Genomic DNA, 23,024 nt, shown 5'->3' with positions numbered 1-23,024 from the left:
ACATGAGTACGTAAAGAAACGTGTAAAGAATTCGGCGATTTCTTTACACGTTCCACTGATGTGACAAATAGGTTGTCACATTTTCGCCTACGATGCGTTGCTTCTATGGTCGGTTGATTCCTTTAAGTGCGGCCAGCCGCTAATCTGTTTGCGTGCCTGATGCATTGTTCTCAGATCCGCGGCTTGCTCGAGTCTATGATCCGCTTGACCCGGATCGAGGTGACCTCGACACATATGTCGACGTAGTCAGAGGATTCGGAGCCAGAGTCGTTCTTGACGTTGGCTGCGGGACCGGGACCTTGATCTCCCGTCTTGTCGATCTTGGAATTTCCGTCCTGGGTATCGATCCCGCTGCCGCATCTATTGACGTCGCTCTGTCAAAGGTAGATTCCGACTTGGCTGAGTTCGTCGTGGCCGAGGCTCCTGACATCGCTGATGACCCAACTCGGCATAGAAACTTCGACTTAGCAACAATGACAGCGAATGTTGCACAGGTATTTCTCGAAGACGAGGACTGGCTTGCCACACTTCGAGCAATTCGCACTTGCCTTCGTCCAGGAGGACACCTGGTTTTCGAGACCAGGCGACCTTCCGATCGTGCCTGGAAACGCTGGGACAAAGAATTGACCTGGCGAGTTGTTGACGTCGACGGCGAGGGGCCTGTCGAAACCTGGGAGCAGGTCACCAAAGTCGATGATGAGTACGTCACCTTTGACTCACCGACGATCTTCCGCAGCGATGGCGAGCGAATCAATTCCACATCGACTCTGCGATTCAGAACTAAAGACGCGTTGCAGCGCACGCTATTGCAAACCGGGTTTGCCGACGTCGAAGTGCGTGACCTCCCCTATGCTCCAGGGCGAGGTTGGCTGTTCGTGGCTTCCGCTTGAACTGAACTGAGCTGCATTCCGCCCAGTTGATCACTGGCTCGTTTTAGACTGATGAACATGTCGATCTCCGGGGAGCGTCAACCGCGAAACAGCCAGCCCCCTCTGCGTCGGCACCAGCGCGAAGCTCTCGATGCTCTCGCCGACTCGGTCGCCGAAGATGCTCGCCGGTCATGGATCGTGCTGCCGCCAGGCGCTGGGAAGACTCGAGTCGGCATCGAACACGCGAAGAACCTTCTCGACGACGGGCACGTCGCTAGGGTCGTAGCCTTCGGCCCCAACACTGCGATCCAGACTCAGTGGGCGAACGCCTGGAACAGCCACAGCTCCGACGCCGCCGGACTCGACCGGAAACTCACCATCAGGTTCACCGCCCTGACGTACCAATCACTGGCCGTCTTCGACGAAGACCGTGACACCACGAACAGCCTCCTCAACGAACTCGCTCCGGGCGGTCGCGAACTCGTCGACCGCCTCGGCGAGGCAGGCCCTCTGCTGCTCATCCTCGACGAATGCCATCACCTGCTCGACGTGTGGGGCAGCCTGCTGACCGAACTTCTCGACCTGCTGCCCGGCGTCTGGGTGCTCGGGCTCACGGCGACACCACCGGGCACGATGACAACAGCACAGGCAGAGCTGGTGTCCGGACTGTTCTCCGACATCCGATACTCCGCGTCGATCCCCGCAGTCGTACGCGAAGGCGACCTCGCACCGTTCGCGGACCTCGTCTGGGTGACGACCCCGACGAACGAGGAGAACAGCTGGCTGTCGGGGCAGGCTGTGCGCTTCACCGAACTCATCACCGACATCCTCGACCCCACCCAGGGCACTGTGCCGTTCCTCGAATGGGTTGACAGACGGTTCCTGGGCACCCGAGAGCAGACTGTCAGCTGGGCGGCCATGAGCCGCTCGAAACCGGAACTGTGCTCGGCTGCGCTGCGGCTTCACCATGCACAGCTGCTCCGCCTGCCTCCGGGCGCCAGCCCCGCCGAACAGCACCGCCGCAACCCCGATGCCGCTGACTGGGCACTGCTCATCGACGATTGGATGCGCCACCACCTGATGGCCTCCGAAGACCCCAAAGACATCGAACTCGCCGAGGCGATCCGTCGTGCCCTGCCCGCAATCGGGTACCGCTGGACCCGGAACGGCATACGGGCAGGACGCTCACCCGTCGACCGCGTCATCGCCTACTCGGCAGCGAAGCCACAGGCAACGACCGAGATCATCTGCACCGAGGCGGCCAACCTCCAAGAACGCATGCGCATGCTGGTCCTCTGCGACTTTGAATCGCTGACATCGACACTGTCCGCCGACGTCAGCGGCGTGATCAGCGAACGCTCCGGTTCGGCACTGCTCGTTCTCGAAACACTCGTCTCCGATGCCCGCACCACAGGTCTCCGACCACTGCTCGTCTCCGGCAAGACCGTAGCCGGAGCACCGGAGGTACTCAGTGAGCTGCGTGCACGCATCGCCGAATCCGACGAATCCCTGGCCTCCCGCCTGCGTGTGAGCGAACCGGCAGCGGGAATCAGCCGACTCGAAGGCCCGTGGAACAGCCGAACGTGGGTTCCCTATGTGACAGACTTCTTCACCACGGGCCAGTCACAGGTGCTCATCGGCACTCGCGCCCTCCTCGGCGAAGGATGGGACGCACCGGCCATCACCGGCTTGATCGATCTGAGCACCGCGACCACGCCGACCGCGGTGACGCAGACCCGCGGCCGCGCACTGCGGCGAGACCCAGATCAGGCACACAAGGTCGCGCTCAACTGGACGGTCGTCTGCGTCAGCCCCGATCATCCACGCGGGGACCAGGACTGGGGGCGTCTGGTGCGCAAACACGACGGCTTCTTCGGTACAGACTCCGAGGGCGAGGTCGTCGACGGCGTGGCCCATATCGATTCCGCCTTCTCGCCCTACGAGCCGCCTGCAACCGAATTATCCGACGAGATCAATGCGCGGATGATCGCCCGATCCCAAGACCGCCGGGAAATCGCCGGGCGATGGCAGGTCGGCAGCGACTATCGAGACGAGGCACTGCGCTCGGTGCGAATCCTTCAGCGCACAGACCATCAAAGCCCGGAACGGTCGGGCCCCACCTCAGCTGACCCCATTCGCAACGACGAGGTCAGCGTTGCTCCGCGCCACCTCGGCGGGGATCCGGGGCACATCCTGCCGTTCGGGATCAGGACTGCCACCGTCGTGCCCTGGATAGGGCTTGGGCTGGTTCTCCTGCTGCTGGGTGTGGCGCTCGGCGGCAGCGGAGGTGTGGTGCTCGCGGTGATCGGCCTTGGACTTTGGGTGAGCCTGCCGGTGGCGCTGTCCGTGGCAGGGCAACGACGAACTGACCTCTATGCGAAGCCGCCGACGGTGGGCCAACTCGCCGGTGCCATCGCCGATGCTCTGCACAACGTGGGGATGAGCAAGGTCGGATCGGAGTCTGTGCGGATTAGCGTTGACGCGCGCGGGGACCTGCGGTGCCATCTCGATGCGGATGCCCGGTCCGCGGAGGTCTTCGCGCTCGCCCTCGACGAGGCGGTGTCTCCGATCGCCGACCCAAGGTATCTGGTTTCTCGTTGGTCCCTGCCACAGACATCGACGGGAGCGCGCGGACTGTGGGAGCGTCTGCAGCTCGGGTGGTCGAATGCTCAGCAAAGTGACCCGGTCTGGCACGCGGTGCCCTCGGCTCTCGGCACGAGAAGAGAATCGGCGCTGGCGTATTCGCAAGCGTGGGACCGGTGGATCGGCGGCGGCGAAGCGATCTACACGAGGAACCCGGAGGGTGCTGGGGTCCTCACCGCATACCGCGGAACGAATCCGATGCAGCTGGCGTCAGTGCTGCGGACGTCCTGGCGCTGAGCCTCAGACCGTGAGCTTCAGGCATTGGCACCTGCTCCGTCTGACCTGTCTCTGACTTCACACCCGCAGACCGCTGACCTCGGGGGTAGACTGAAACCGCGGTACCAGCCTGTGTCGGCACTCTGACGGGGATGCTGACGGAGGTCCACCCCGGAGCTGTGAGAGCTCCACGTGTTCCAACGGAAGGAATCCTATGCCCACCGTCGCCGGAAACATTGTCGATACGCTCGTGGCCAGCGGAGTCAAGCGGGTCTACGGGATCCCCGGAGATTCGCTCAACGGCTTCACCGATGCGCTGCGCGTCAACCCGCAGCTCGAATGGGTCCACGTCCGCCACGAAGAGGCGGCATCCTTCGCCGCCAGCGGCGAGGCCGCCTTGACCGGTGAACTCGCGGTCTGCGCCGGCAGCTGCGGGCCGGGAAACCTCCACCTCATCAACGGTCTCTACGACGCCCAGCGCTCTCGTGTGCCGGTGCTCGCCATCGCCGCTCACATCCCCAGCGATGAGATCGGCTCGAACTACTTCCAGGAGACCCACCCGACCGAGCTGTTCCGCGAATGCAGCGTCTACGTCGAGCACGTGGCGACCGCGGAGCAGATGCCGCGCCTGCTGCGCATCGCCATGCGTGAGGCCATCGAGAAGCGCGGTGTCGCGGTCCTCGTCATCCCCGGTGACGTCGGACTCGCCGATATCTCTGCCGCCGCCGAGGTGGTCCGGTCGTATGCGCCCCGTGTGATCCCCGCAGAATCCCAGCTTGAAGAGGCTGCGAAAGCACTGAACAAGAGCAAGAAGGTCACGATCCTCGCCGGTGCCGGAACCGAGGGCGCCCACGATGAGCTCATCGCCATCGCCGCCAAGCTGCAGGCACCGATCGTGCATTCGCTGCGCGGCAAGGAGTTCATCGAATACGACAACCCCTACGACGTGGGGATGACCGGTCTGCTCGGCTTCTCTTCGGGCTACCATGCGCTTAAGGACTGCGACACTCTGCTGATGTTGGGCACCGACCTGCCCTACCAGCAGTTCTACCCCGACGACGCGACAGTCATCCAAGCCGACGTGCGAGGCTCCCAGATCGGACGGCGCACCCGCGTCGACATCGGTCTGGTGGGCACCGTGGCTGACACCGTCGGCGAGCTCCTGCCGCTGATCAAACCGAGCCGCAGCAGCGCTCACCTGAAGTCGATGACCAAGCATTACGGTAAGACCCGCAAGGATCTCGACGAACTCGCAACCCCGTCGAAGCGGACCATCCACCCGCAGTACCTGACTCGCCTCATCGACGAGATGGCCGACGACGATGCCGTGTTCATCCCCGACGTCGGCTCACCCGTGGTGTGGGCTGCCAGGTACCTGACGATGAACGGCAAGCGCCGACTCATCGGTTCCTTCAGCCACGGCTCCATGGCCAACGCCCTGTCCCAAAGCGTCGGCGTCCAGGCCTCCCATCCGGACCGGCAGACGATCGCGCTCGCCGGAGACGGTGGCCTTGCCATGCTGTTGGGCGAGCTCATCACCCTGACGCAGAACAAACTGCCGGTCAAGACCGTCGTCTACAACAACTCCTCGCTGAACTTCGTGGAGTTGGAGATGAAGGCCGCCGGCTTCGTCACCTTCGGAACGGAGCTGTCGAACCCCGACTTCTCCACCATCGCCGAGGCGGTCGGGATCAAGGGCTTCCGCGTCGAGAAGTCGAAGGACCTGCCGAAGGTCGTCAAGGAATTCCTTGCCTACGACGGTGCGGCGGTCCTCGACGTCGTCACCGAACGGCAGGAACTGTCCATGCCTCCCACGATCACCGCCGAACAGGCCAAGGGCTTCGCGCTCTACGCCGTCCGCACGGTGCTCTCTGGCAAGGGCGACGAGCTCATCGACTTGGCACGAACGAACATCCGCCAGCTGTTCTGAGGGTCGCTGGCCGCTGGAGGCCTGCCGCTAAAGCCTGTGCGCGTCAACGGTTGGTAAGTTCTTCTCGACCCGGAGCTCCGGATCGAGAAGAACTTACCAACCGTTTGCCTATTCATCTGCCCCCGGCTGCAGGTTCAGGCAGGATTGTTCAGGTGGGTGTTGAGGAGTTTCCCAAAGGTCGCCAAATCTGTCTTCTTCGTGACTCGGAGGACGGTCCACCCCTCGGCTTCCAACAGTTGTTGCCGTTCGATGTCAGTGTTGAATTGCCCCGCTGACGATCGATGATGGTCTCCCTCATACTCGATGGCCAGCTTGAACTCTGGATATCCCAAATCGGGTTGCAGGATCACATTCTTTATCCGGCAGAGAACCTGCGGGTGAACTACAGGTTCGGGAAAGCCGTTGTCGATGAGCCACAGCCGTAGCCAGGTCTCACGAGGAGAGTCAACGGTCAGGCGGACGAGCGAAAACGCCTTCTCTATCCTTCGGCGGCTGCGGACCTGGCGGCGAGTGGCGAGTTCGGTTTGAAGCGATTCGACAGTGGTCTTCGGGCCGCCGAATCGCTTCGACACCGCTGCATCGCCGAATTGCACGAGTTCGAGCAGACTGAGGTGAGAGCCGAGTTCGACGAGAAGGTGCGGAACCGTGACCAATTGCAGGTCGAAGAAGTCGATCTGCTTGAGCTGACGATGTCGATGAAGAATGACTTGTCGCATATTGACTCGGGTGCAGGCCGTGTCTCCGGCGACGTGTAGATCCTGATCCCGGATTCGGTTCGGCACTGGCAAGCCATAGAGACGAGCCGCAGTCCAGAATGTGCCGGCCACGTCGGGGCGTCGCAGACGAAAGCCTCGTAGCTGCGTCGCAACTCTCTGCCAATTGACTCCTGCCCAAACCGGCGTGGGAGCCACGGTGTCCTCGGTTCTGTCGATCCAAACACCATGGACGAGCTGGATATACCGAGGATCATGCTGCAGTGCATACGAAGTGATCTTCCGAGCGGCTAGATCGGCGCGGGTGAATGGAGTCGGCATCTGCCTGAACGTCATCGGTTTCGAGTGCCAATACGACATGCTGATCAGTATCGGGCGGCCAGAGGCACACTTTCCAAGTGGCTCAGGAGCGTTGGGGATAACGACCCGGCATCCCCAGGGGAATTACGTCGAAGTCAGGTCCAGCTGTGGACTGATTCATACTCGGCTCAAGCAGCGATTTCCGCTGACCCTGAGCGGTGTTCCCGTTATCGCAGTTGTTGCTTACGGCCCCAGCACGAATCTCTCGGTCGCAAAATGCTCCAAAGCTCGGGCTCATCCACATCGCAAAGCGCATGAGTCGACTTTCGCAGGTCCAGCGAACCGGAATCCCGACATATTTGTGGACTCTTGTTGAAACGGTTGGTAAGTTCTTTGCGATCCCGAGCTCGGGATCGCAAAGAACTTACCAACCGTTGGTGTAGGAAGCCCCAGTCGCGCCCACTGCCGTCTGACTAGCCACGCTCACGTTCGCCGCGGCGACTGGCCGCTTCACATTTCACGCGATCGGGTACTCCGCCAGGGCTTGCGCAGTGACCAGTGCCGCGGTCATTGCCTCGTGGCCCTTGTCTTCTTGAGAGCCTTCGAGTCCGGCACGGTCGAGTCCCTGCTGTTCGGTGTCGCAGGTCAGCACGCCGAAGCCGACTGGTTTGCGGGAGTCGATGGCAACGCGGTTCAGCCCATCGGTGGCGGCTTGGCAGACATAGTCGAAGTGCGGGGTGCCGCCGCGGATGACGACGCCGAGGGCGACGACCGCGTCGAAGTGTGGAGCCAGTCGGGCTGCGGCGATGGGCAGCTCGAAGCTTCCTGGGACCCGCACCAGGGTGGCTTGGGCCCCGGCCTCAGAAGCCGCGCGCTGTGCGCCGTCGACTAGGCCGTCCATGATCTGTGTGTGCCAGGATGCTGCGATGATGGCGACTCGAGTATCGGCCGCGGAGACGGTGAGCTCGGGTGCTCCGGAATGTGCCATGGGTGGATCCTTTCGTCGCGGCCGTGATGGCCGGAAGAGTCAGTGGTGAGTAGTGCGAGTGAGTGAAATGCCTGCTCAGCAGTGGTGCTTCTCGGCGATTGTCGCCGAAGCAGTGGCGCTGCCGACCACAGAAAGCAAGGTCAGGGTGTGGTGCATGCGTTCACGTTTGGTGTTGAGGTAGTTCGAGTTCTCCGGTCGCGCTGGGATCTCCAGCGGAACAACGGCCTCGATCGTGATCCCCAGCGACTCGAGCGCCCGGGTCTTGTCCGGATTGTTCGTCAGCAGACGGATGTGAGTCAGGCCGATCGAACGCAGGATCTCCGCGGCGGCACGGTAGTCACGGTCATCGTCGTGGAAGCCGAGTTCACGGTTCGCATCAACGGTGTCCAGCCCCCGATCCTGCAGGGCGTAAGCGCGGAGCTTGTTGCTCAGCCCGATGCCCCGGCCTTCGTGGCCTGTCATGTAGATCACGGTGCCACCCTCGTCGGAGATCTGCTGCAGCGCCAGATCCAGCTGCTCACCGCAGTCGCAGCGGTGCGATCCGAAGACGTCCCCGGTCAGGCACTCCGAATGCACCCGAACCAGGGGAGCGGGTCCGTGCAGTGAAGGCTCCTGACCCGCCGGTTCATGGGCAACGGCGGCAGAATCGATCCCGGAGAACACGCCGAGGTGGTCGTGCCCGTCGATCGTGAATGCGCGGGCGCTGAAGCTCCCGTGCTTCGTCGGCAGCGGCACCTCCGCCGAGGCTTCGATCGCTCGCAGGTTCGCGCCAGACTCATGAGTTGAGCTATGACCCGCTGATCCGGCATCCGGCCGTTCGGCATTCACAGCGTCTTCGTGATCGGACTCGTTGAGGTAGTCGATGAGTCCTTCGATCGAGACCATGACGAGCTGATGGGCGTCGGCGAACTCGCGGAGGGAGTCGAAGCGCATCATCGAACCGTCGTCATGGACGACCTCGCCGATCATGGCCACGGGAGTGGCACCGGCCAGCCGAGCGAACTCGACTCCGGCTTCCGTGTGGCCGGGGCGTTCGCGGACTCCACCGGACTTCGCGATGAGTGGGAAGACGTGCCCCGGGCGTGTGATCGATGCCGGATCGGGGGCTGCTGCGGCGAGGTGGCGTCCGGTCAGGGCGCGTTCGGCGGCACTGATGCCGGTGGTTACGCCGACCGCATCGCAGCTGATCGTGTAGGCGGTGCCCTTCGGATCTTCGTTGGCAGCGACCATGGGCGGAAGTTCCAGTGCGGCGGCACGCTCAGCATCCATGGGTGCACAGATGACGCCCGAGGTGTAGCGGACGAAGAAGCCCATGGTGTCAGCCTCGGCGAATTCAGCAGCCATGATGAGGTCGCCTTCGTTCTCGCGGTCCTCGTCATCGACGACGACGATGGGCTGGCCCGCGGCGAAAGCGGCGATTGCCTCGCTGATCGGATCGAGTCGAGCAGCGCTCGGGGTGGTTTCAGTCATGGTCGGCTCCTCGTCGGATGCTGTCGGTTGAGTTGAAGACTGTGGTCGTTTCCGCGGTGGTCTCTGTGCGGAACGAAAGCAGGCGGGCGGTGTATTTCGCGAGCACATCCACCTCGACGTTGACCGGATCGCCGGGGGAGAGGTCGCCGAACGTGGTGTGGGTCAGTGTGGCCGGGATGAGCCCGACCTCGACCCAGGCGCTGGCCTCGGAAGGTTCGGAGACAGCGGTCAGCGTCAGGGAGACGCCGTTGAGAGCGATGGAACCCTTGGTGGCGGTGTAGGGCGCCAGAGAGTTCGGGATGCCGATGCGCAGGGTTGACCACTCGGCGAAGTCGTCTCGGCTGAGCAGCTCACCGCACCCGTCGACATGTCCCTGCACCACGTGGCCATCGAAGCGCCCCGAAGCCGGGGTGCACCGTTCCAGGTTGACCCGGTCCCCGATGCGCAGAGCCCCGAGACCGGTCAAGCGCAGAGTCTCGCCCATCACCTCGGCGGTGAAAGGTCCTTGCACCTCGGCGGTGAAGGCACCCGGCGACTCGCCAGGCGCACCACTGTCCTGTGGCGAGGATGATTCGTCCCTGACCGAGGTCAGGCATACGCCGTTGACGGCTAGCGAGCCGCCGAGGCCGAGGTCGTCGACGAGCCCCTTGGCGTCGATGGTGATGACGGCAGAGTCATCCAAGTGGTCGATGGCTTCGACGGTGCCGAGCTCCTCGATGATGCCGGTGAACATGTGCCCTCCGAATGGATTGTCGATGGTCAGTTGGAGATGAGTCAGATGGTGTAGTTGTCGGTGTTGCCGGAGCTTGAACCGCTGCCCGAGCCGGTGACGAAGTGCAGCAGGACGTCGGCGCCAAGTTGCGTGATGGCAGGTTCGGCAGTCTCATCGGAAACCAGGCCGACTGCCTCGCTCAGGGTCGACGTACCCAGACCCGACAAGCTGGATGTTCCCGCCCCCACCAGCAGTGGCGCTTGATAACAGAAGACCTCGTCAACGACGCCGGCGGCGAAGAAGGCGCCGAGCACGCTGGGTCCACCCTCGACGAGGATGTGGCGCATCCCGCGGGCATGCAGTTCGCCCAGTGCTGCAGTGATGTCGCGTGTACGCAGGTGAACGGTGTCGGGATTGAGTGCGAGGAAGGACTCCGAAGGCAGGGACGTCAGCCCGAGGACGATGGGCACCGGCTGGGATTCCAGCGGATCACCGCCCGGACCTCTGGCATTGAGTCGGGGGTCATCGGCGAGGACCGTTCCGGTGCCGACGAGGATCCCGTCGACGCGGGACCGGTACTTATGTGAATGCACTCGCGATGCCGCCGAGGTGATCCATTGGCTGGTCCCGTCGGACGCGGCGACCATGCCGTCGAGGCTCTGTGCGATCTTCGCTGTGACGAACGGACGCTCGGCATCGACGGCGCGACGCCACCTGGCGTTGAGAGCCGAGGATTCGTCATGGCCCAGGCCCGAGCGGACCCGGACCCCCGCCTCGGCGAGGGTGGCTCCACCGCCAGCGGCAACGCCGTTGGAATCGGAGAGAGCGAAGACGACCTCAGGGATACCTGCATCGATGATCGCCTGCGTGCACGGTCCGGTCCGGCCGATGTGGTTGCAGGGTTCCAGGGTCACGAACAGGGTGGAGGCGGTGAGGTCGACGCCGAGGTCGATGGCCGTGGTGATGGCGTCCACCTCTGCGTGGGGGCTGCCGGCACCAGCATGATGGCCGACGACGATCTGCGAGTCCCTCGTCAGGATCGCGGCTCCCACCAGCGGGTTCGCGCCCCGGTGACCGTTTCGCGCAGCCTGCAGGGCCGCGGACATCGCGGTCGTTTCGAGTTCGGTGAACTCTGCCTGCATGAAAAAACCTCCCGAGCCGATGCCGGGAGGGAGGATATTGCGGGTGCAACTATCAGAGCGTGCGAACGTGTGCGACAGCGCATTGGGATGCACCGACTCACAGCGACCGCGGTCGCCATGCTCCTCCCATCCAGACTCTGACTGTCGGTCTCGGAATTTCACCAAGTCAACCATCTGCACGAATGCAGCCGGCTCGCGGACTATCACCGCCGGTACGGATTTTCACCGTCCCCGGAACATGTGACCACAGATTAGCACGCACCTCGCCGAGGCGGCCATGACGTCCGTCACATGAGAAACGCAGGTGCCCTGCCGTAGTCCCGCCAGGGGCGTTCTCCCGAACAGCGCCAGCTCCGAAGGTGGGATGTAGCCCTTGCGAAATTACATAACTTAGGTATATACCGGAGTTATGGATGATGTTGATTCGGCGGAGCTCGTCTCTGGCCTCGTTGTCGTGTCCTCCCGCCTGACCAGGGCTCTGAGGCGAGTGATCGGTGACGAAAGTGACCTGGTCACATTGCGTGGCCTCGGAGTGGTCGAGCAGTACCAACCCGTGCGGGTCGGTCATTTCGCGCAGGGTTACCTGTGCTCCCAGCCGGCTGCGACGAAGATTCTGGCCCGTTTGGAAGAGGCGGGATATGTGCTGCGCGAGGCCAGTGCGAGCGATCGACGGGCATCGCAGTTCTCGTTGACCGATGCCGGCCGCTCCAGGCTGGCCGAGAATCGCAACATACTGGCCGAGCGGATGGAGCCCTACTTCGAGGCACTGACTCCCGAAGACAGACTCAGCGTCCATCGGGCGCTGGGCCTGGTCTCGCAATACCTGCAGGATCAGCATCCGGTGGATGCCGATGAGGTTCAGCCAGACGACGAGCAGACCGGCTGACGACGAACCACCTCGGCGGCAATCACATCGAGCCGAGGAATCACATCAGACAAGCGACAGCGAACCACAACTTATCGACGAAAGGGTGCGCAGGAACAGCAATGAGCGTGTCACCAGGTAATGAAGCACAGACGAAAGACGGGGAGGGCGCGGAAGCATCGATTCTGCGTCAACCACGAGCAGTATGGGCGGTCGCGTTCGCCGCGGTCATCGCGTTCATGGGCATCGGTCTGGTTGATCCGATTCTGCCCGCGATCTCGGCCGAACTCCACGCATCCCCGTCGCAGTCGATGCTGCTGTTCACCAGCTACCTGTTCATCACCGGCGGCATGATGTTCTTCACGAGCTTCGTGTCCTCCCGGATCGGTGCGAAGACCACGTTGCTCATCGGCCTCATCCTCATCGTCGCGTTCTCCGCCCTGGCCGGAATCTCCGGCAGCGTCGACCAGATCATCGGCTTCCGCGCGGGCTGGGGATTGGGCAACGCGCTCTTCATCTCCACCGCTCTCTCAACCATCGTCGGTGCCGCCTCCGGTGGTGCCGACAAAGCGATCATTCTCTACGAGGCGGCTCTGGGCATCGGCATTGCGACCGGGCCTCTGCTGGGTGGCCTGCTGGGCGGAATCTCGTGGCGCGGACCGTTCTTCGGCACAGCTGTCCTCATGGCCATCGGCTTCATCGCCATCGTGATCCTGCTGCCCGGAGGGAAGACGGACACCGGCATCAAGACCGCGCCTGAGCCGATCAAACTCAGCGCCACCTTCCGGGCGCTTGCGCGTCCCGGCGTCCTCGTGCTGGGCATCGCCGCACTGCTGTACAACTTCGGCTTCTTCATCCTCCTGGCCTACAGTCCATTCCCTGTCGAGGCGGCCGCAGCGAAGGCCGGCATCGAGGACTTCGGGGCCATGGGCCTCGGCTATGTCTTCTTCGGCTGGGGCATGTGCGTGGCAATCACCTCCGTTTTCGGGGCGCCACTTCTGACCAAGCGCATCGGGCGTCGCCGCAGTCTCGTCGTCGCGTTGATCGCACTGGCTGTGCTGCTGGCTGTGATGGGATTCCTGGTGGAGTCCTTCGTCGGAATCATCATCTGTGTTATCCTCGCCGGACTGGTCCTCGGCGTGCTCAACACGGTCTTCACCGAGTCTGCGATGGAAGCCAGCGATCTGCCCCGACCGGTGGCTTCTGGAACCTATTCGGGTGTGCGCTTCATCGGCGGCGCCGTTGCTCCGCTGGTGGCCGGACCGGTCTCCGAAGTCCTTGGCGTCGGGGCCCCGTACCTCTTCGGTGCGGCTACCGTGCTGCTGGCTGTCGTGGTCCTCAGCGTCTCTTGGAAGGCACTGCGTCGCGTCGATGGTCACATCGAGGAGGCTCCGGTCGATGAGGCCTATGCCATCACTGGAGGCGATGCCTGAGGTGAGAGCGTTGCGGGAGAGGGATCTCCTGTTCCGAGCGTTCGTCTGAAGCGAAGCGTTGATGGCGCCCGAGAGGCTTGATCCTCTCGGGCGTCTGTCGCGTCATGGCATCGCCGTAACGGTATCGATGGGCCATAGATACACACTGTTCATTTCACGTTCCAGATCTGGAACACCGCGAATGCGAGGATTCCGGTCACTCTGTAGCACAATTGATATCGCACTTCCTGTGCAGAGACGATATTTTTCCTACCACGAAGGTCACCATGTCCTACGACGCGAACAACGCATATCCCGCAGGCCCCGGTGCCACAGGTCCAGGAGCAATGGGCCCAGGCGCTGGTGGATTCGGCGGCCAGCCTCGCGGAGCTGCCAGCCCAGAAGACCTGTCCCTCCCTCTCTATGGTGCGTCGTTCGGCCAGGCCGTTAAGCGCTTCTTCAAGAAGTACACCCACTTCTCGGGCCGCGCATCGCGCAGCGAGTTCTGGTGGATGGCGCTGTTCGCTTTCCTCGTGCAGCTCATTCCAATGATTCTGATCACTGTCGGCGCAATCATGGCGGCTAGTTCCGCGGCGATGGTCGATCCCTACGATCCGGCTGCTGCACAGGCTGCTATGTCGGGTCCCGGCGTGATCATCGCTGGAATCGGCTATGTCATCGGCGGTCTCATCGCTCTCGCCATGATCATCCCGAACCTGGCGATCACGTGGCGTCGCCTGCACGACGCGAACTTCGCCGGACCGTTCTTCTTCCTCAGCTTCATTCCCGGAGTCGGCGGTCTCATCGTGTTCGTCCTCGAGCTCCTGCCTTCCAAGCCTGAGGGCCAGCGCTTCGACGTCTGATCGTCTGAACGTTCTCGTCTGAGCGGGGCTCTGATCGCAGAGCCCGGGCCTCAAACGAACTGAAGCTGCCGCATGCATACCCTGCATGCGGCAGCTTTTTGCTGTGCGGGAACAGCCTGAGCATCGTCGTAGGCGTTGCTTCGCCGATTCGTACACGCCAATTCATACGCTCAGCGCCGTTTCGCACCTCGCCTGCTAAGTCGCACCGTTCCCGCTACCTCATACAGCTAGTTTCACTTTGCGACCTGGGGCTGTCATGTCTCAGGAGTTCGTTTACATCTCTCTCACGGCTTCGTTGACAACCGATTCCATGACTTCGTTAACAGGTAGCAGCCCCGTGAGAATCGGGGAATGTCGAAATCGCTCTCATCTGCCCTTCGCCGCCAGATCATCTCCTACGACCCCGCCGACCCAGCAAGCCCATCGATCTCCGAATTCTGCCGCACACACGGCATCAGCCGACCCTCGTTCTACAAGGTCCGCGACCGCTACGCCGCTGAAGGCAACGCGGCGCTCAACCCTCGCTCACGCGCCCCGAAGAAGCCAGCCCGCACGTTCACTACCGACACCGCCAACATCGTCCTCGACGTCCGGGAGCGTGTGAGCAGTTCGGGCTGGGATGCCGGTCCGAAGACCATCTGGTTCACCGTCGTCGACGAAGCACTCTTCGCCGACGAATGCATTCCATCGGTGTCGACGATCGCCCGGATCCTCAAAGACGCCGGTGTCGTGGCGAAGAACCCGAAGAAGCGTCCCCGAACGTCTTACATTCGGTTCCAGCGCGCAGCCGCGATGGAACTGTGGCAACTCGACGCCTTCGAGTTCAGACTCTTCGACCACGACGATACGGCCCTGCGTACGAAGGTCACGATCTATCAGCTCATCGATGATTCGACCCGTATGGATGTGGGGACCAGCGCGTACGGTCGGCCGGAGAACGGCGACGACGCCGTGACAACAGTGTCGACCGCGCTCGACGCCTACGGGGTGCCTCAGGAACTGTTGTCGGATAATGGGGCGGCGTTCAACCTCTCCCGGCAGGGCGCGGTCACCCAGTTGCAACGTGTTTTGGCTGATCGCGGATGTCTGGCGATCACTGGTCAGTTCCGGTCACCGACGACCCAGGGCAAGGACGAACGGTCACACCAGACTCTGCAGCGGTTCCTCACCGCGCACAAGCCGGTCACATTGGACGCCGTCCAGGATTTGCTCGTCGATTACCGCAAGCACTACAACCATCATCGGCCTCACCAATCGTTGCCGGGGTCGATGAGGCCAGGTCAGGCATGGCAGGCCGCGGAGCATCGTCCCTCGGACGGGACTCCGATTCCGCACACGGACCTCGTTGCGACCGCGCTGGCCTACAAGGCCAAGAACACGAGAACCGCCGCCACCGCTGAGCTTGTCGGCCAGGACCGGCAGCACACAGTGCGCGGGCATCTGCGGCCGTTGCCGGACCAAGTGGTGGTGACGAAGGCGAACCCGCAGATCTATTTGCAGGGGAAGATCATCAAAGTGCCCACTCATCTGGTCGGCACGTATGCCCCGGTGCTCACGGACACGGAGTACATGCTCTTCGATACTCGTGATGGTGGGGAATCGATCGGGTTCCCAATGCCGTTGGACGTCGCGGAGGTCACCGGGCGGATGATTCTTCTGTGGCAGGTGCGGGGCGCGAGGATTCGGGATCCGAAACCGTCGTGGTTGGACAAACAACGCACCTACGCCGCGAAGCATTACGCCTCGCACGATGGTCGAGCCGAGGGCGGAAGTGTCAACGAAGTGATGAACGAGGACCTGTCAGAGAAGTCATGAAACCATCCGTCAGTTATGTGGTGAGACTGGTTGTCAACGAAGTCATGAAAGAGGTTGTAAACAAACCCGGGGGATTCGACATTTGCGACCTGGGGCTACTAAAACCTACTGGTGCAGATGTAGGGCGTGAAGCTGACTGGGCGTATTGCTCCCGGCGACGCCGCCCTCGTAGCAACGCCCTCACCCCGCCGCTACGCCAGAAGACCCCCTCGCGCTCATGGACTTCACAAATGACCACACCATCGCGGCGAAGACGATCGCCCAGACTGCCAGCGCGATCCAATACCACTGAGCGCCGATCCAGGAGATGATCGGCACATCGTCGACCGTCCCCACGTTCGTGCTCGCCACGGAGTACATCCCCAGTGGGAAGACCATGCTCCACAGCCCGGCCGAGTACCCAAGGGGATGCGATGTCCGAAGTGTCGCCACAGGCCGGCGATGACTAGTGCTGGGATGAGCCAGGTCGAGATCGACCACAGGATCGCCGAGGCGCCCGCGATGATGACGGTCGTCGCCGCAAGGATCGGCGCAGTCCCACCCTCGAGGATCTTCGAACCTGCGACCACTGAGATCGCCAGTGCGCCCATCATCACCCAGTACGGGGCATCGAGGTCCTCCGGGCCGATGCGGTGGAGCAGCGCCCTCATCCCGACGAAGGCGGCACAGAGGAGGTAGAGCCCGATGCCGACGCTCCAAGCGATGACAGCGATGACGGCAAGGGCGGAGCTGAGATTGACGCCAGACGCAGCCTCCGGGGCTGGCAGGTGTGCCATCAGCCCGGATGCGGCGACGGCAACTGACTGAGCCGCAACCACGCAGACGAACCAGGTGCCGTTGACCTGCGTGAGAATGGGAGACTTCGATGAGCCGAGCACGGCGGAGAACGGGATGAGGTAGCCCAGAATCAGCAAGGCGATGAGGCCGACGCTGAAGACGACGAGGGCGACGCGGAAATGTGCTTGGCCCTCCAGAGCGGTGGCCAGGACATTGGTGGCTGCGACGAAGGTGAAGAACCCGAAGGCCTTCGACGGATTGTGGAGATCGGCACGCAGCTCCTCGTTGTGCACGCAGGCACGCCAGATGACGAGCGAGAGGAAGAAGACGTAGAGAACCACGGCCAGCCAGAAAAGGATCGTTGAGAGTGCGGTCAGTCCCTTGAGGTGTGCGCCGACGGACATGATTCCGGTGGCCATGACGGACGCGAAACATCCTGGTGTGACCGTCCCCGGGCTCAGCCCCCACCTTGTCTGCAGGTGTGCCAAGTTCGTCTGTCCGTTGCTCATTTCTCCATTATCGACTTTTTGTGGGATTGGAGACATTCGCCGCATTTTGAAGACGGTAAGCAATTTCGGCACTATAGTTACTCATGAGTGACTTGACCTGCGTCAGACGGAACGGCTCCGTGCGAGCCTATGTGGCGTAATGTGCTTGGCAGTGGAGCATGCCTGAACCGCGTTCCCCGCGTCATCGGCCAGCGCAATGGGTCGACAGAGTCGCACACTTTGGGGGCAACAGGAATGCAGAGCACTTCGCAGACGCTCGTCGATGAGACGGAGCAGGCGGTCAGCCACGTCAGTCTTCGCGGATGGGGGCTGTCGGGAAAGCAGGGGGACGTGTTCTCCGGCCTCGACCTTGACGTCCCGCGCGGTTCGGTCGCCATCATCCAAGGTGCTGCCGGGTCCGGCAAGACATCCCTCTTGCTCTCGATCGCTGGACGCATGCGCGTGACTTCCGGCGAGGGGCATGTGGGCGAACTCGACATCCGTAAACAGCCTCGCCTCGTCCGCGAGCAGGTCACAGTCGGCCACATCGCCGGTCTCACCGACCTCGAGAACGACTTCACTCTCGCCCAGCACATCGCCGAACGGCTGATCATGCTCCAGCCCTGGTACAAACCCTGGGTCTCGAAGTCCTCCCTGCGCGAGGTCATCGACGTCATCCGCGAGACCTTCGCCTCCGCCACCGGGGTGATCGACCGTCTTCCCGAGGGCAACTTCTCCACATCTGATGCCAAGGACGCCGATTTCCTCATCGACGACGAGGGCAAGGCCTTCGTCTCCGAGCTCACCGAGCTGCAGAAGTTTCTCCTTGAGCTCGGCCTTGCCAGTCTCGCTCAGGCACCGGTCGTCGTCCTCGACAACATCGACTATCTGCGCGAGCGCGAAGACCGTGCCCGCGCCTGGGCGGCCATCCTCATCTACCAAGAGCTGCGCCGCAAACGCGATCCCGAGCATCCACTCACGGTCATCGCGTCCTGCGAGGACTCCTCCGATGTCGACCTCGTCCTCGACGCGTTGTCCACGGAGGTCTCACCCACCTCGGTGAGCACATTGCAGCTCACCCAACATCCCCGCCACTGAGTCGCCGGACTCAGTCACCGAGGTGGGCGACTCGGACCGTGGCCCGCTTCCACCAGCTTTTCGAATCTGTCGACGACAATAAGGTGCTTCTTCGATGTTCTCTCTGCCTTGGCTCGAGCTCAGCCGTTTCAAACGACACACGATCACTCGCCTGGCGATCATCGTCGTCGCGGTCATCCCCGCGATCTACGGTGGACTGTACCTGGCCTCGAACTGGGCCCCGACGGACAACCTTGACCAGCTCCAGGCTGCCGTGGTCAATACCGATGAAGGCGCGGAGAAACCTAACTCCGACGGCGAGAAGCTCCAGGCCGGCGACGAGCTCGTCGACAAGATCACTCCCGAAGGCGAAGGCGGATTCGACTGGCAGGAAACTTCGCTGAAGGAGGCCAACGACGGCCTGGCCGAAGGCAAGTACTTCGCAGTCCTCGAGATCCCATCGAACTTCTCGAAGCGTCTGGTCTCAACCGGGGGAGACGACCCTGAACAGGCAGGACTGAACCTGCGCACCGACGATGCACACAACTTCATCGTCGGACAGATGGCCGGAACCATCCTCAACGAGATCAAGTCAGCACTTAACGAGACCACGACGGCCGAATACGTCTCCGAGGTCTACCTCGGCTTCAACGACATCCACTCCTCGACAGAGCAGGCCGTCGACGGCGCCTCCCAGCTCAACGACGGCGCGACCGACCTCCACGAGGGGACGGGCGAACTCTCCGACGGCGCGCATACTCTCGACAAGGGAGTAGGGACGCTGCAGACCGGAATCGGCGATCTCGATGAGGGAGCAGGAGAGCTCGAAAAGGGCAGCGGAGACCTCAAGACCGGGGCCGACAAATTGGCCAAGAGCACCACCGAGGCGAAGAACGGTTCGAAGAAACTGGCGACCGGGGCCGGACAGGTCGCCGATGGAACTTCGCAGCTGCGCGACACCGCGGACGAGACCACGGACAAAGCCGAGGACCTGCGCGATCGCGCCGACGACCTCGTCGAGGGAGCACGCCCCAAGCTGAACCAGGCGGAAGACGACTTCGACTCGGCGCGGAACACGGTCAACGGCGATATGGACGACCGGGTCGCACAGCTGCGTGAAGATTATCCCGATGACCCGAATGTGCAGAAACTCGCTGACGACATGGACAACCTCGGCGGGGATCTCGACAAAGCCCACGGGCGGGCATCGAAGGCCGCAGATGAGGCCAAGGATCTGGAGGATCCGGTCAAGGACGCCGTCGATGACGTCATGGGCAAGATCAGGGAAGCCGATAAGAAGATCGGCAAACTCGACGATGGGGCGCAGAAGGTGGCCACCGGGGCCGATGACCTGCACTCCGGACTGATCAAACTCGACGCCGGTGCGGGAGACCTGGCCAAGGGCGCCGGCGACCTCAACGACGGCGTCATCCAGCTCAAGGACGGCACCGAGAAGGCCAAGACCGGTGTCGCCGACCTCAAGGACGGATCCTCGCAGCTGGCTGACGGCTCCGACGAACTCGACAAGGGTGCGAATAAGCTCGTCGATGGTTCGGGAGAACTCGCCGACAAGCTCGCCGACGGGCTCAAACAGATCCCGACCTATGACAAGTCTGATCGCGAGAACCGATCGGATGTCGTTGCGGTGCCTGTCGACGCCGAGAAACTCAAGGACAATGCTGTGGACGCCTACGGTGAGGGCCTGGCTGCATTCTTCGTCTCCCTGGCCCTGTGGATCGGCGGCATGATCACCTATATGGTCATCAACGCGATTCCGTATCGCGCGCTGATGTCATCGGCGAAGTCCTCCCGCATCGCGTGGGCCGGCTACGTGCCCGGCATCCTGTTCGGAGTCGCCCAAGTCGCGGTGCTATATGGAGTGCTCACCTTCGCCCTCGACTTCTCCGCAGGCAGCTGGATATGGACCCTGCTGTTCTCGATGCTCGTAGCGGCCAGCTTCCACGCGGTCCACCAACTCTGCGTCGCGGCCTTGGGAGGTGTCGGCAGACTGGTCGCCCTGGTCCTCCTCATGGTCCAGATCGCCTCGGCGGGAGGCACCTACCCGGTGCAGACGGCGCCGAGCATCTTCCAGATCATCTCGCCGTTCCTGCCGATGACCCACGCGGTCAACGGTCTGCGGACCCTGATCGCCGGCGGGGACATGTTCATCGCCGCGCAGTCGGCGGTCGTGCTGCTGCTGATGACCGCGATCTGTCTGGTGGCAACCATGTTCGTCTGCGGCCGGAAACGGATGGTCACGCTGACCCAGCTCCACCCGAGCCTGTCGCTCTAAGGTTCCGGAGCGTTGGACCCATCCCTCGCCGAGGTGGTCAATCGTCATCGAAATATCTCAGGTACCGCTGAGGTTCATGGAGGAATCGCCTCCAGTGATCGACCATATCGAGACGGTCCCATGTGGATTCGCGCAGCCCCCACTCGCCGACCTCGACGAGTTTGGCTCCCTCGGCCCGGGCCAGGACGGGGGAGTGGGTGGCCATGATGGTCTGCAGCCCCGCGCGATCTCGCTCTCGGATGAGCTGCAGGAGCGTCAGCGAAGCAGTGAAGGACAGTGCGCTCTCCGGTTCGTCGAGAACCCACAGCCCTAAGTCCATGAACTTCCCTGACAGCATCTCGATGAACATCTCGCCGTGTGACTGCTGCGAGTAGTGGTGGCCGCGCATGGCGCCGATCTCCATCAGGTAGGCCATGTTCTCGTGCATAGTTTCGGCGCGGAGGAAGAATGCGCCGCGCTTCGAAGCGGCACCGCGCACGATCTGCACGTGCTCGCTCAGCTCAGGAACCTCCTCAGCGTGGTCGCGCACTTCCCATCCCGTGCCGCCACCGTGCGGGAGGTCGAGAGCGGTGGCCAGCGCTTCGATGAGCGTTGACTTGCCTGAGCCATTCTCACCGACGAAGACGGTGGTGCGCTCGAACTCAAAGCCGTCCAGAAAGTCATGCACAGCAGGAAGCTCACGCAGCCAAGGGCTGAGCTCTGGCGGGGAGTGTGCATGTTTGGTCACCGATCGCAGCGGCAGATCTACCCGGGAATCCATGTGTCCGAATGTAGACGTCGGCACGGACATGACAATTCCGGGCAACGTCGCCGAGGCGGCTGGCGAAGACAGCTAAACTTCTACCCGAACGCCAACCGCAGGGCCAAGATCACCAGCACCACGGCGATGAGCACGTCGAGAACCTGCCACACCCGCGGCTTTGCAAGGAAGCGCGAGAGCCCACGGGCGCCGTAGCCGATGCCGAGGAACCAGGTGAGAGATCCGAGCATCGCCCCGATCGTGAACGGCAACGCTCCTCCTGGCCCCTGCTGATTCGCCAGATTGCCGAGCATGACGACGGTATCGAGGTAGACCCCAGGATTGAGGAACGTCAGTGCCAGGGTCGTCGCGATGATGGACTTCAGGCTGCGCTGATGCGTATCTGCCTCGAGCCCCGATGCCTCGCGCGCAGATTTCAGGCTGCCCCACGCATACCAGAGCAGATAGGCCACACCCAGCCACCGCAGAATCTCCAGAGCCCACGGAGCCAGCAGCACGATCGCACCGATGCCCACCGTGCCAGCTCCGATGAGCAGCACATCGGCGAGGATGCAGATCGTGAGCACCACGCCGAGATGCTCACGCCGAATTCCCTGCCGCAGGACGAGCGCATTCTGCGGACCGACGGCGATGATGAGCGACCAACCGGCGAGGGTTCCGCTGACGAGATGAGTGAGCACTCGAAAAGACTATGGCGCGCAGGCGGATAAGAAAAACAACAGAATCTTCATCTGATGCACAATTACTTCATGAACATCGATCACGTCAAAGCTCTGGCCGCCGTCGTCGACGAGGGCACGGTCGAAGGTGGAGCGTTCGTCCTGGGCGTCACGCCATCGGCGACGAGTCAGCGCATCCGCACGCTCGAATCCCGCATCGGGCAGGTGCTCATCCGTCGCACGAACCCGATCACCGTCACCGAGGCGGGGGAGGCGGTCCTGAAATATGCGCGGGAGATAGAGCTCCTCGAGTCCGAAACCATGGACCGTCTGCACGGCATCGACATCGACGCTCCCGACGGCATCGGCAAGGACGCCGGTGCAGCGCCCAACCAGAGAAGGCGAGTCCCGACAGTGCTGCGCATCGGTGTCAACGCCGATTCGCTCTCGACGTGGTTCCGTCCGATCTTCGCCGAGGTGGCCGACTGGGACGATATCGTCATCCGCATCGAGGTCGCCGACCAAGACAAAGCCCTGCCGCTGCTGACGTCGGGGGAGGTACTGGGCACCATCACCTCGGCGGAGGTCGGTGGGTACGGCACCCAGGTGCAGAAGCTCGGTTCGATGCGCTACGTCGCCGTCGCGACGAAGGGCCTGCTCGCGAAGTACGGCGCCGAGGTTGACGGTGGATCATTCGCCGAGGTGGATCTCGGATCCCTGCCCATGGTGAACTTCGGCAAGGACGATGACCTGCAGTTCACCTATCTCAGGCGCGCCGGAGTGACGACGATTCCGCCGATGTCGGTGGTGCCCAGCTCCTGGGAGTTCGCGGCCGCAGTCGAGGCAGGGGTCGGGTGGGGGCTGATCCCGATCACGCAGCTGGGAGATCTCAGCAAGGACCTCGTGCCGCTCTCGTCCGAACCGAACATCGACGTTCCGCTCTATTGGCATCATTGGAACCTCGCCTCGGAGAAGCTCGGCCGACTTACCGAGGCCCTGCACCGAGCCGCCGCCCAGATGCGCTGACGCTCG

Annotated in this window: 18 protein-coding genes, 1 pseudogene and 1 riboswitch; of the genes and pseudogenes, 10 read left to right on the top strand and 9 right to left on the bottom strand. The window is 62.7% G+C overall.

Annotation, left to right across the window (positions count from 1 at the left end):
• Positions 1-152: 152 nt before the first annotated feature.
• The 3 genes from CXR25_RS16850 to poxB all read left to right on the top strand — a co-directional run bounded on the left by CXR25_RS16850 (position 153) and on the right by poxB (position 5,658).
• Positions 153-890: a class I SAM-dependent methyltransferase gene (locus CXR25_RS16850; protein WP_029416575.1), complete on the top strand. Its 738-nt coding sequence runs from the start codon at positions 153-155 to the stop codon at positions 888-890.
• Positions 891-947: 57 nt separating this feature from the next.
• A complete protein-coding gene (locus CXR25_RS16845; protein WP_205676727.1) occupies positions 948-3,749 on the top strand; it encodes a DEAD/DEAH box helicase family protein in 2,802 nt (933 codons plus the stop codon).
• A gap of 193 nt (positions 3,750-3,942) precedes the next feature.
• Positions 3,943-5,658 carry a ubiquinone-dependent pyruvate dehydrogenase gene (gene poxB, locus CXR25_RS16840; RefSeq protein WP_009881741.1) on the top strand — a complete coding sequence of 572 codons (1,716 nt, stop codon included), beginning with the start codon at positions 3,943-3,945 and terminating at the stop codon, positions 5,656-5,658.
• Positions 5,659-5,792: 134 nt separating this feature from the next.
• Here the strand turns inward: poxB and CXR25_RS16835 are convergent, their stop codons facing one another.
• The 5 genes from CXR25_RS16835 to ribD all read right to left on the bottom strand — a co-directional run bounded on the left by CXR25_RS16835 (position 5,793) and on the right by ribD (position 10,983).
• Entirely contained in the window at positions 5,793-6,251 is a 459-nt protein-coding gene (locus CXR25_RS16835) for an endonuclease domain-containing protein (protein WP_125178421.1), read from the bottom strand.
• 937 nt (positions 6,252-7,188) lie between these two features.
• Positions 7,189-7,659 carry a 6,7-dimethyl-8-ribityllumazine synthase gene (gene ribH, locus CXR25_RS16830; protein ID WP_009881739.1) on the bottom strand — a complete coding sequence of 157 codons (471 nt, stop codon included), beginning with the start codon at positions 7,657-7,659 and terminating at the stop codon, positions 7,189-7,191.
• A gap of 75 nt (positions 7,660-7,734) precedes the next feature.
• Positions 7,735-9,129 (bottom strand): 3,4-dihydroxy-2-butanone-4-phosphate synthase, encoded by a 1,395-nt coding sequence (gene ribB, locus CXR25_RS16825; RefSeq protein ID WP_096157632.1) that lies wholly within the window; start codon positions 9,127-9,129, stop codon positions 7,735-7,737.
• On the bottom strand, positions 9,122-9,862 hold the full coding sequence (locus CXR25_RS16820; protein ID WP_096157631.1) for a riboflavin synthase: 741 nt from the start codon (positions 9,860-9,862) through the stop codon (positions 9,122-9,124). The genes ribB and CXR25_RS16820 overlap by 8 nt, the downstream gene beginning before the upstream one ends.
• A 41-nt stretch (positions 9,863-9,903) precedes the next feature.
• The gene (gene ribD / locus CXR25_RS16815; protein WP_096157630.1) at positions 9,904-10,983 is read right to left on the bottom strand and encodes a bifunctional diaminohydroxyphosphoribosylaminopyrimidine deaminase/5-amino-6-(5-phosphoribosylamino)uracil reductase RibD; all 1,080 of its coding nucleotides are present in this window, start codon (positions 10,981-10,983) and stop codon (positions 9,904-9,906) included.
• Between the two features lie 114 nt (positions 10,984-11,097).
• Positions 11,098-11,226, bottom strand: a riboswitch (FMN riboswitch).
• Between the two features lie 166 nt (positions 11,227-11,392).
• Here ribD and CXR25_RS16810 point away from each other — a divergent pair.
• The 4 genes from CXR25_RS16810 to CXR25_RS16795 all read left to right on the top strand — a co-directional run bounded on the left by CXR25_RS16810 (position 11,393) and on the right by CXR25_RS16795 (position 15,938).
• Positions 11,393-11,869: a MarR family winged helix-turn-helix transcriptional regulator gene (locus tag CXR25_RS16810; RefSeq protein WP_125240799.1), complete on the top strand. Its 477-nt coding sequence runs from the start codon at positions 11,393-11,395 to the stop codon at positions 11,867-11,869.
• A 101-nt stretch (positions 11,870-11,970) separates the two neighbouring features.
• Positions 11,971-13,281, top strand: a complete 1,311-nt coding sequence (locus CXR25_RS16805) for an MFS transporter (protein ID WP_125240798.1) — start codon at positions 11,971-11,973, stop codon at positions 13,279-13,281.
• A gap of 266 nt (positions 13,282-13,547) precedes the next feature.
• A complete protein-coding gene (locus CXR25_RS16800) occupies positions 13,548-14,123 on the top strand; it encodes a DUF805 domain-containing protein (RefSeq protein WP_226824330.1) in 576 nt (191 codons plus the stop codon).
• Positions 14,124-14,474: 351 nt separating this feature from the next.
• Positions 14,475-15,938 carry an integrase core domain-containing protein gene (locus CXR25_RS16795; protein WP_241211545.1) on the top strand — a complete coding sequence of 488 codons (1,464 nt, stop codon included), beginning with the start codon at positions 14,475-14,477 and terminating at the stop codon, positions 15,936-15,938.
• A 180-nt stretch (positions 15,939-16,118) separates the two neighbouring features.
• Here CXR25_RS16795 and CXR25_RS19410 read toward each other — a convergent pair whose 3' ends face one another.
• On the bottom strand, positions 16,119-16,316 hold the full coding sequence (locus CXR25_RS19410) for an SLAC1 family transporter (RefSeq protein WP_404801853.1): 198 nt from the start codon (positions 16,314-16,316) through the stop codon (positions 16,119-16,121).
• Between the two features lie 74 nt (positions 16,317-16,390).
• Positions 16,391-17,224: pseudogene (locus tag CXR25_RS16790) on the bottom strand (tellurite resistance/C4-dicarboxylate transporter family protein); the annotation flags it as partial.
• Positions 17,225-17,458: 234 nt separating this feature from the next.
• Between CXR25_RS16790 and CXR25_RS16785 the strand changes: the two are divergent.
• Positions 17,459-18,301 carry an ATP-binding cassette domain-containing protein gene (locus CXR25_RS16785; protein ID WP_009884317.1) on the top strand — a complete coding sequence of 281 codons (843 nt, stop codon included), beginning with the start codon at positions 17,459-17,461 and terminating at the stop codon, positions 18,299-18,301.
• A gap of 94 nt (positions 18,302-18,395) precedes the next feature.
• Positions 18,396-20,573: a YhgE/Pip domain-containing protein gene (locus CXR25_RS16780; protein WP_009884316.1), complete on the top strand. Its 2,178-nt coding sequence runs from the start codon at positions 18,396-18,398 to the stop codon at positions 20,571-20,573.
• Between the two features lie 37 nt (positions 20,574-20,610).
• Here the strand turns inward: CXR25_RS16780 and CXR25_RS16775 are convergent, their stop codons facing one another.
• Positions 20,611-21,333: an AAA family ATPase gene (locus tag CXR25_RS16775; protein WP_009884315.1), complete on the bottom strand. Its 723-nt coding sequence runs from the start codon at positions 21,331-21,333 to the stop codon at positions 20,611-20,613.
• Positions 21,334-21,413: 80 nt separating this feature from the next.
• Positions 21,414-22,013 (bottom strand): LysE/ArgO family amino acid transporter, encoded by a 600-nt coding sequence (locus CXR25_RS16770; protein WP_009884314.1) that lies wholly within the window; start codon positions 22,011-22,013, stop codon positions 21,414-21,416.
• Positions 22,014-22,082: 69 nt separating this feature from the next.
• On the opposite strand from CXR25_RS16770, the gene CXR25_RS16765 reads away from it, so the two are divergent.
• Positions 22,083-23,018, top strand: coding sequence for an ArgP/LysG family DNA-binding transcriptional regulator (locus CXR25_RS16765; protein WP_069601455.1), 936 nt, complete (start codon positions 22,083-22,085; stop codon positions 23,016-23,018).
• Positions 23,019-23,024 lie beyond the last annotated feature (6 nt).

The organism is Brevibacterium aurantiacum (assembly GCF_003932995.1).
Taxonomy (GTDB): Bacteria; Actinomycetota; Actinomycetes; order Actinomycetales; family Brevibacteriaceae; genus Brevibacterium; species Brevibacterium aurantiacum.
The sequence above is the reverse complement of the archived record's forward strand: the minus strand, read 5'-3'. Positions and strand labels throughout refer to the sequence as shown.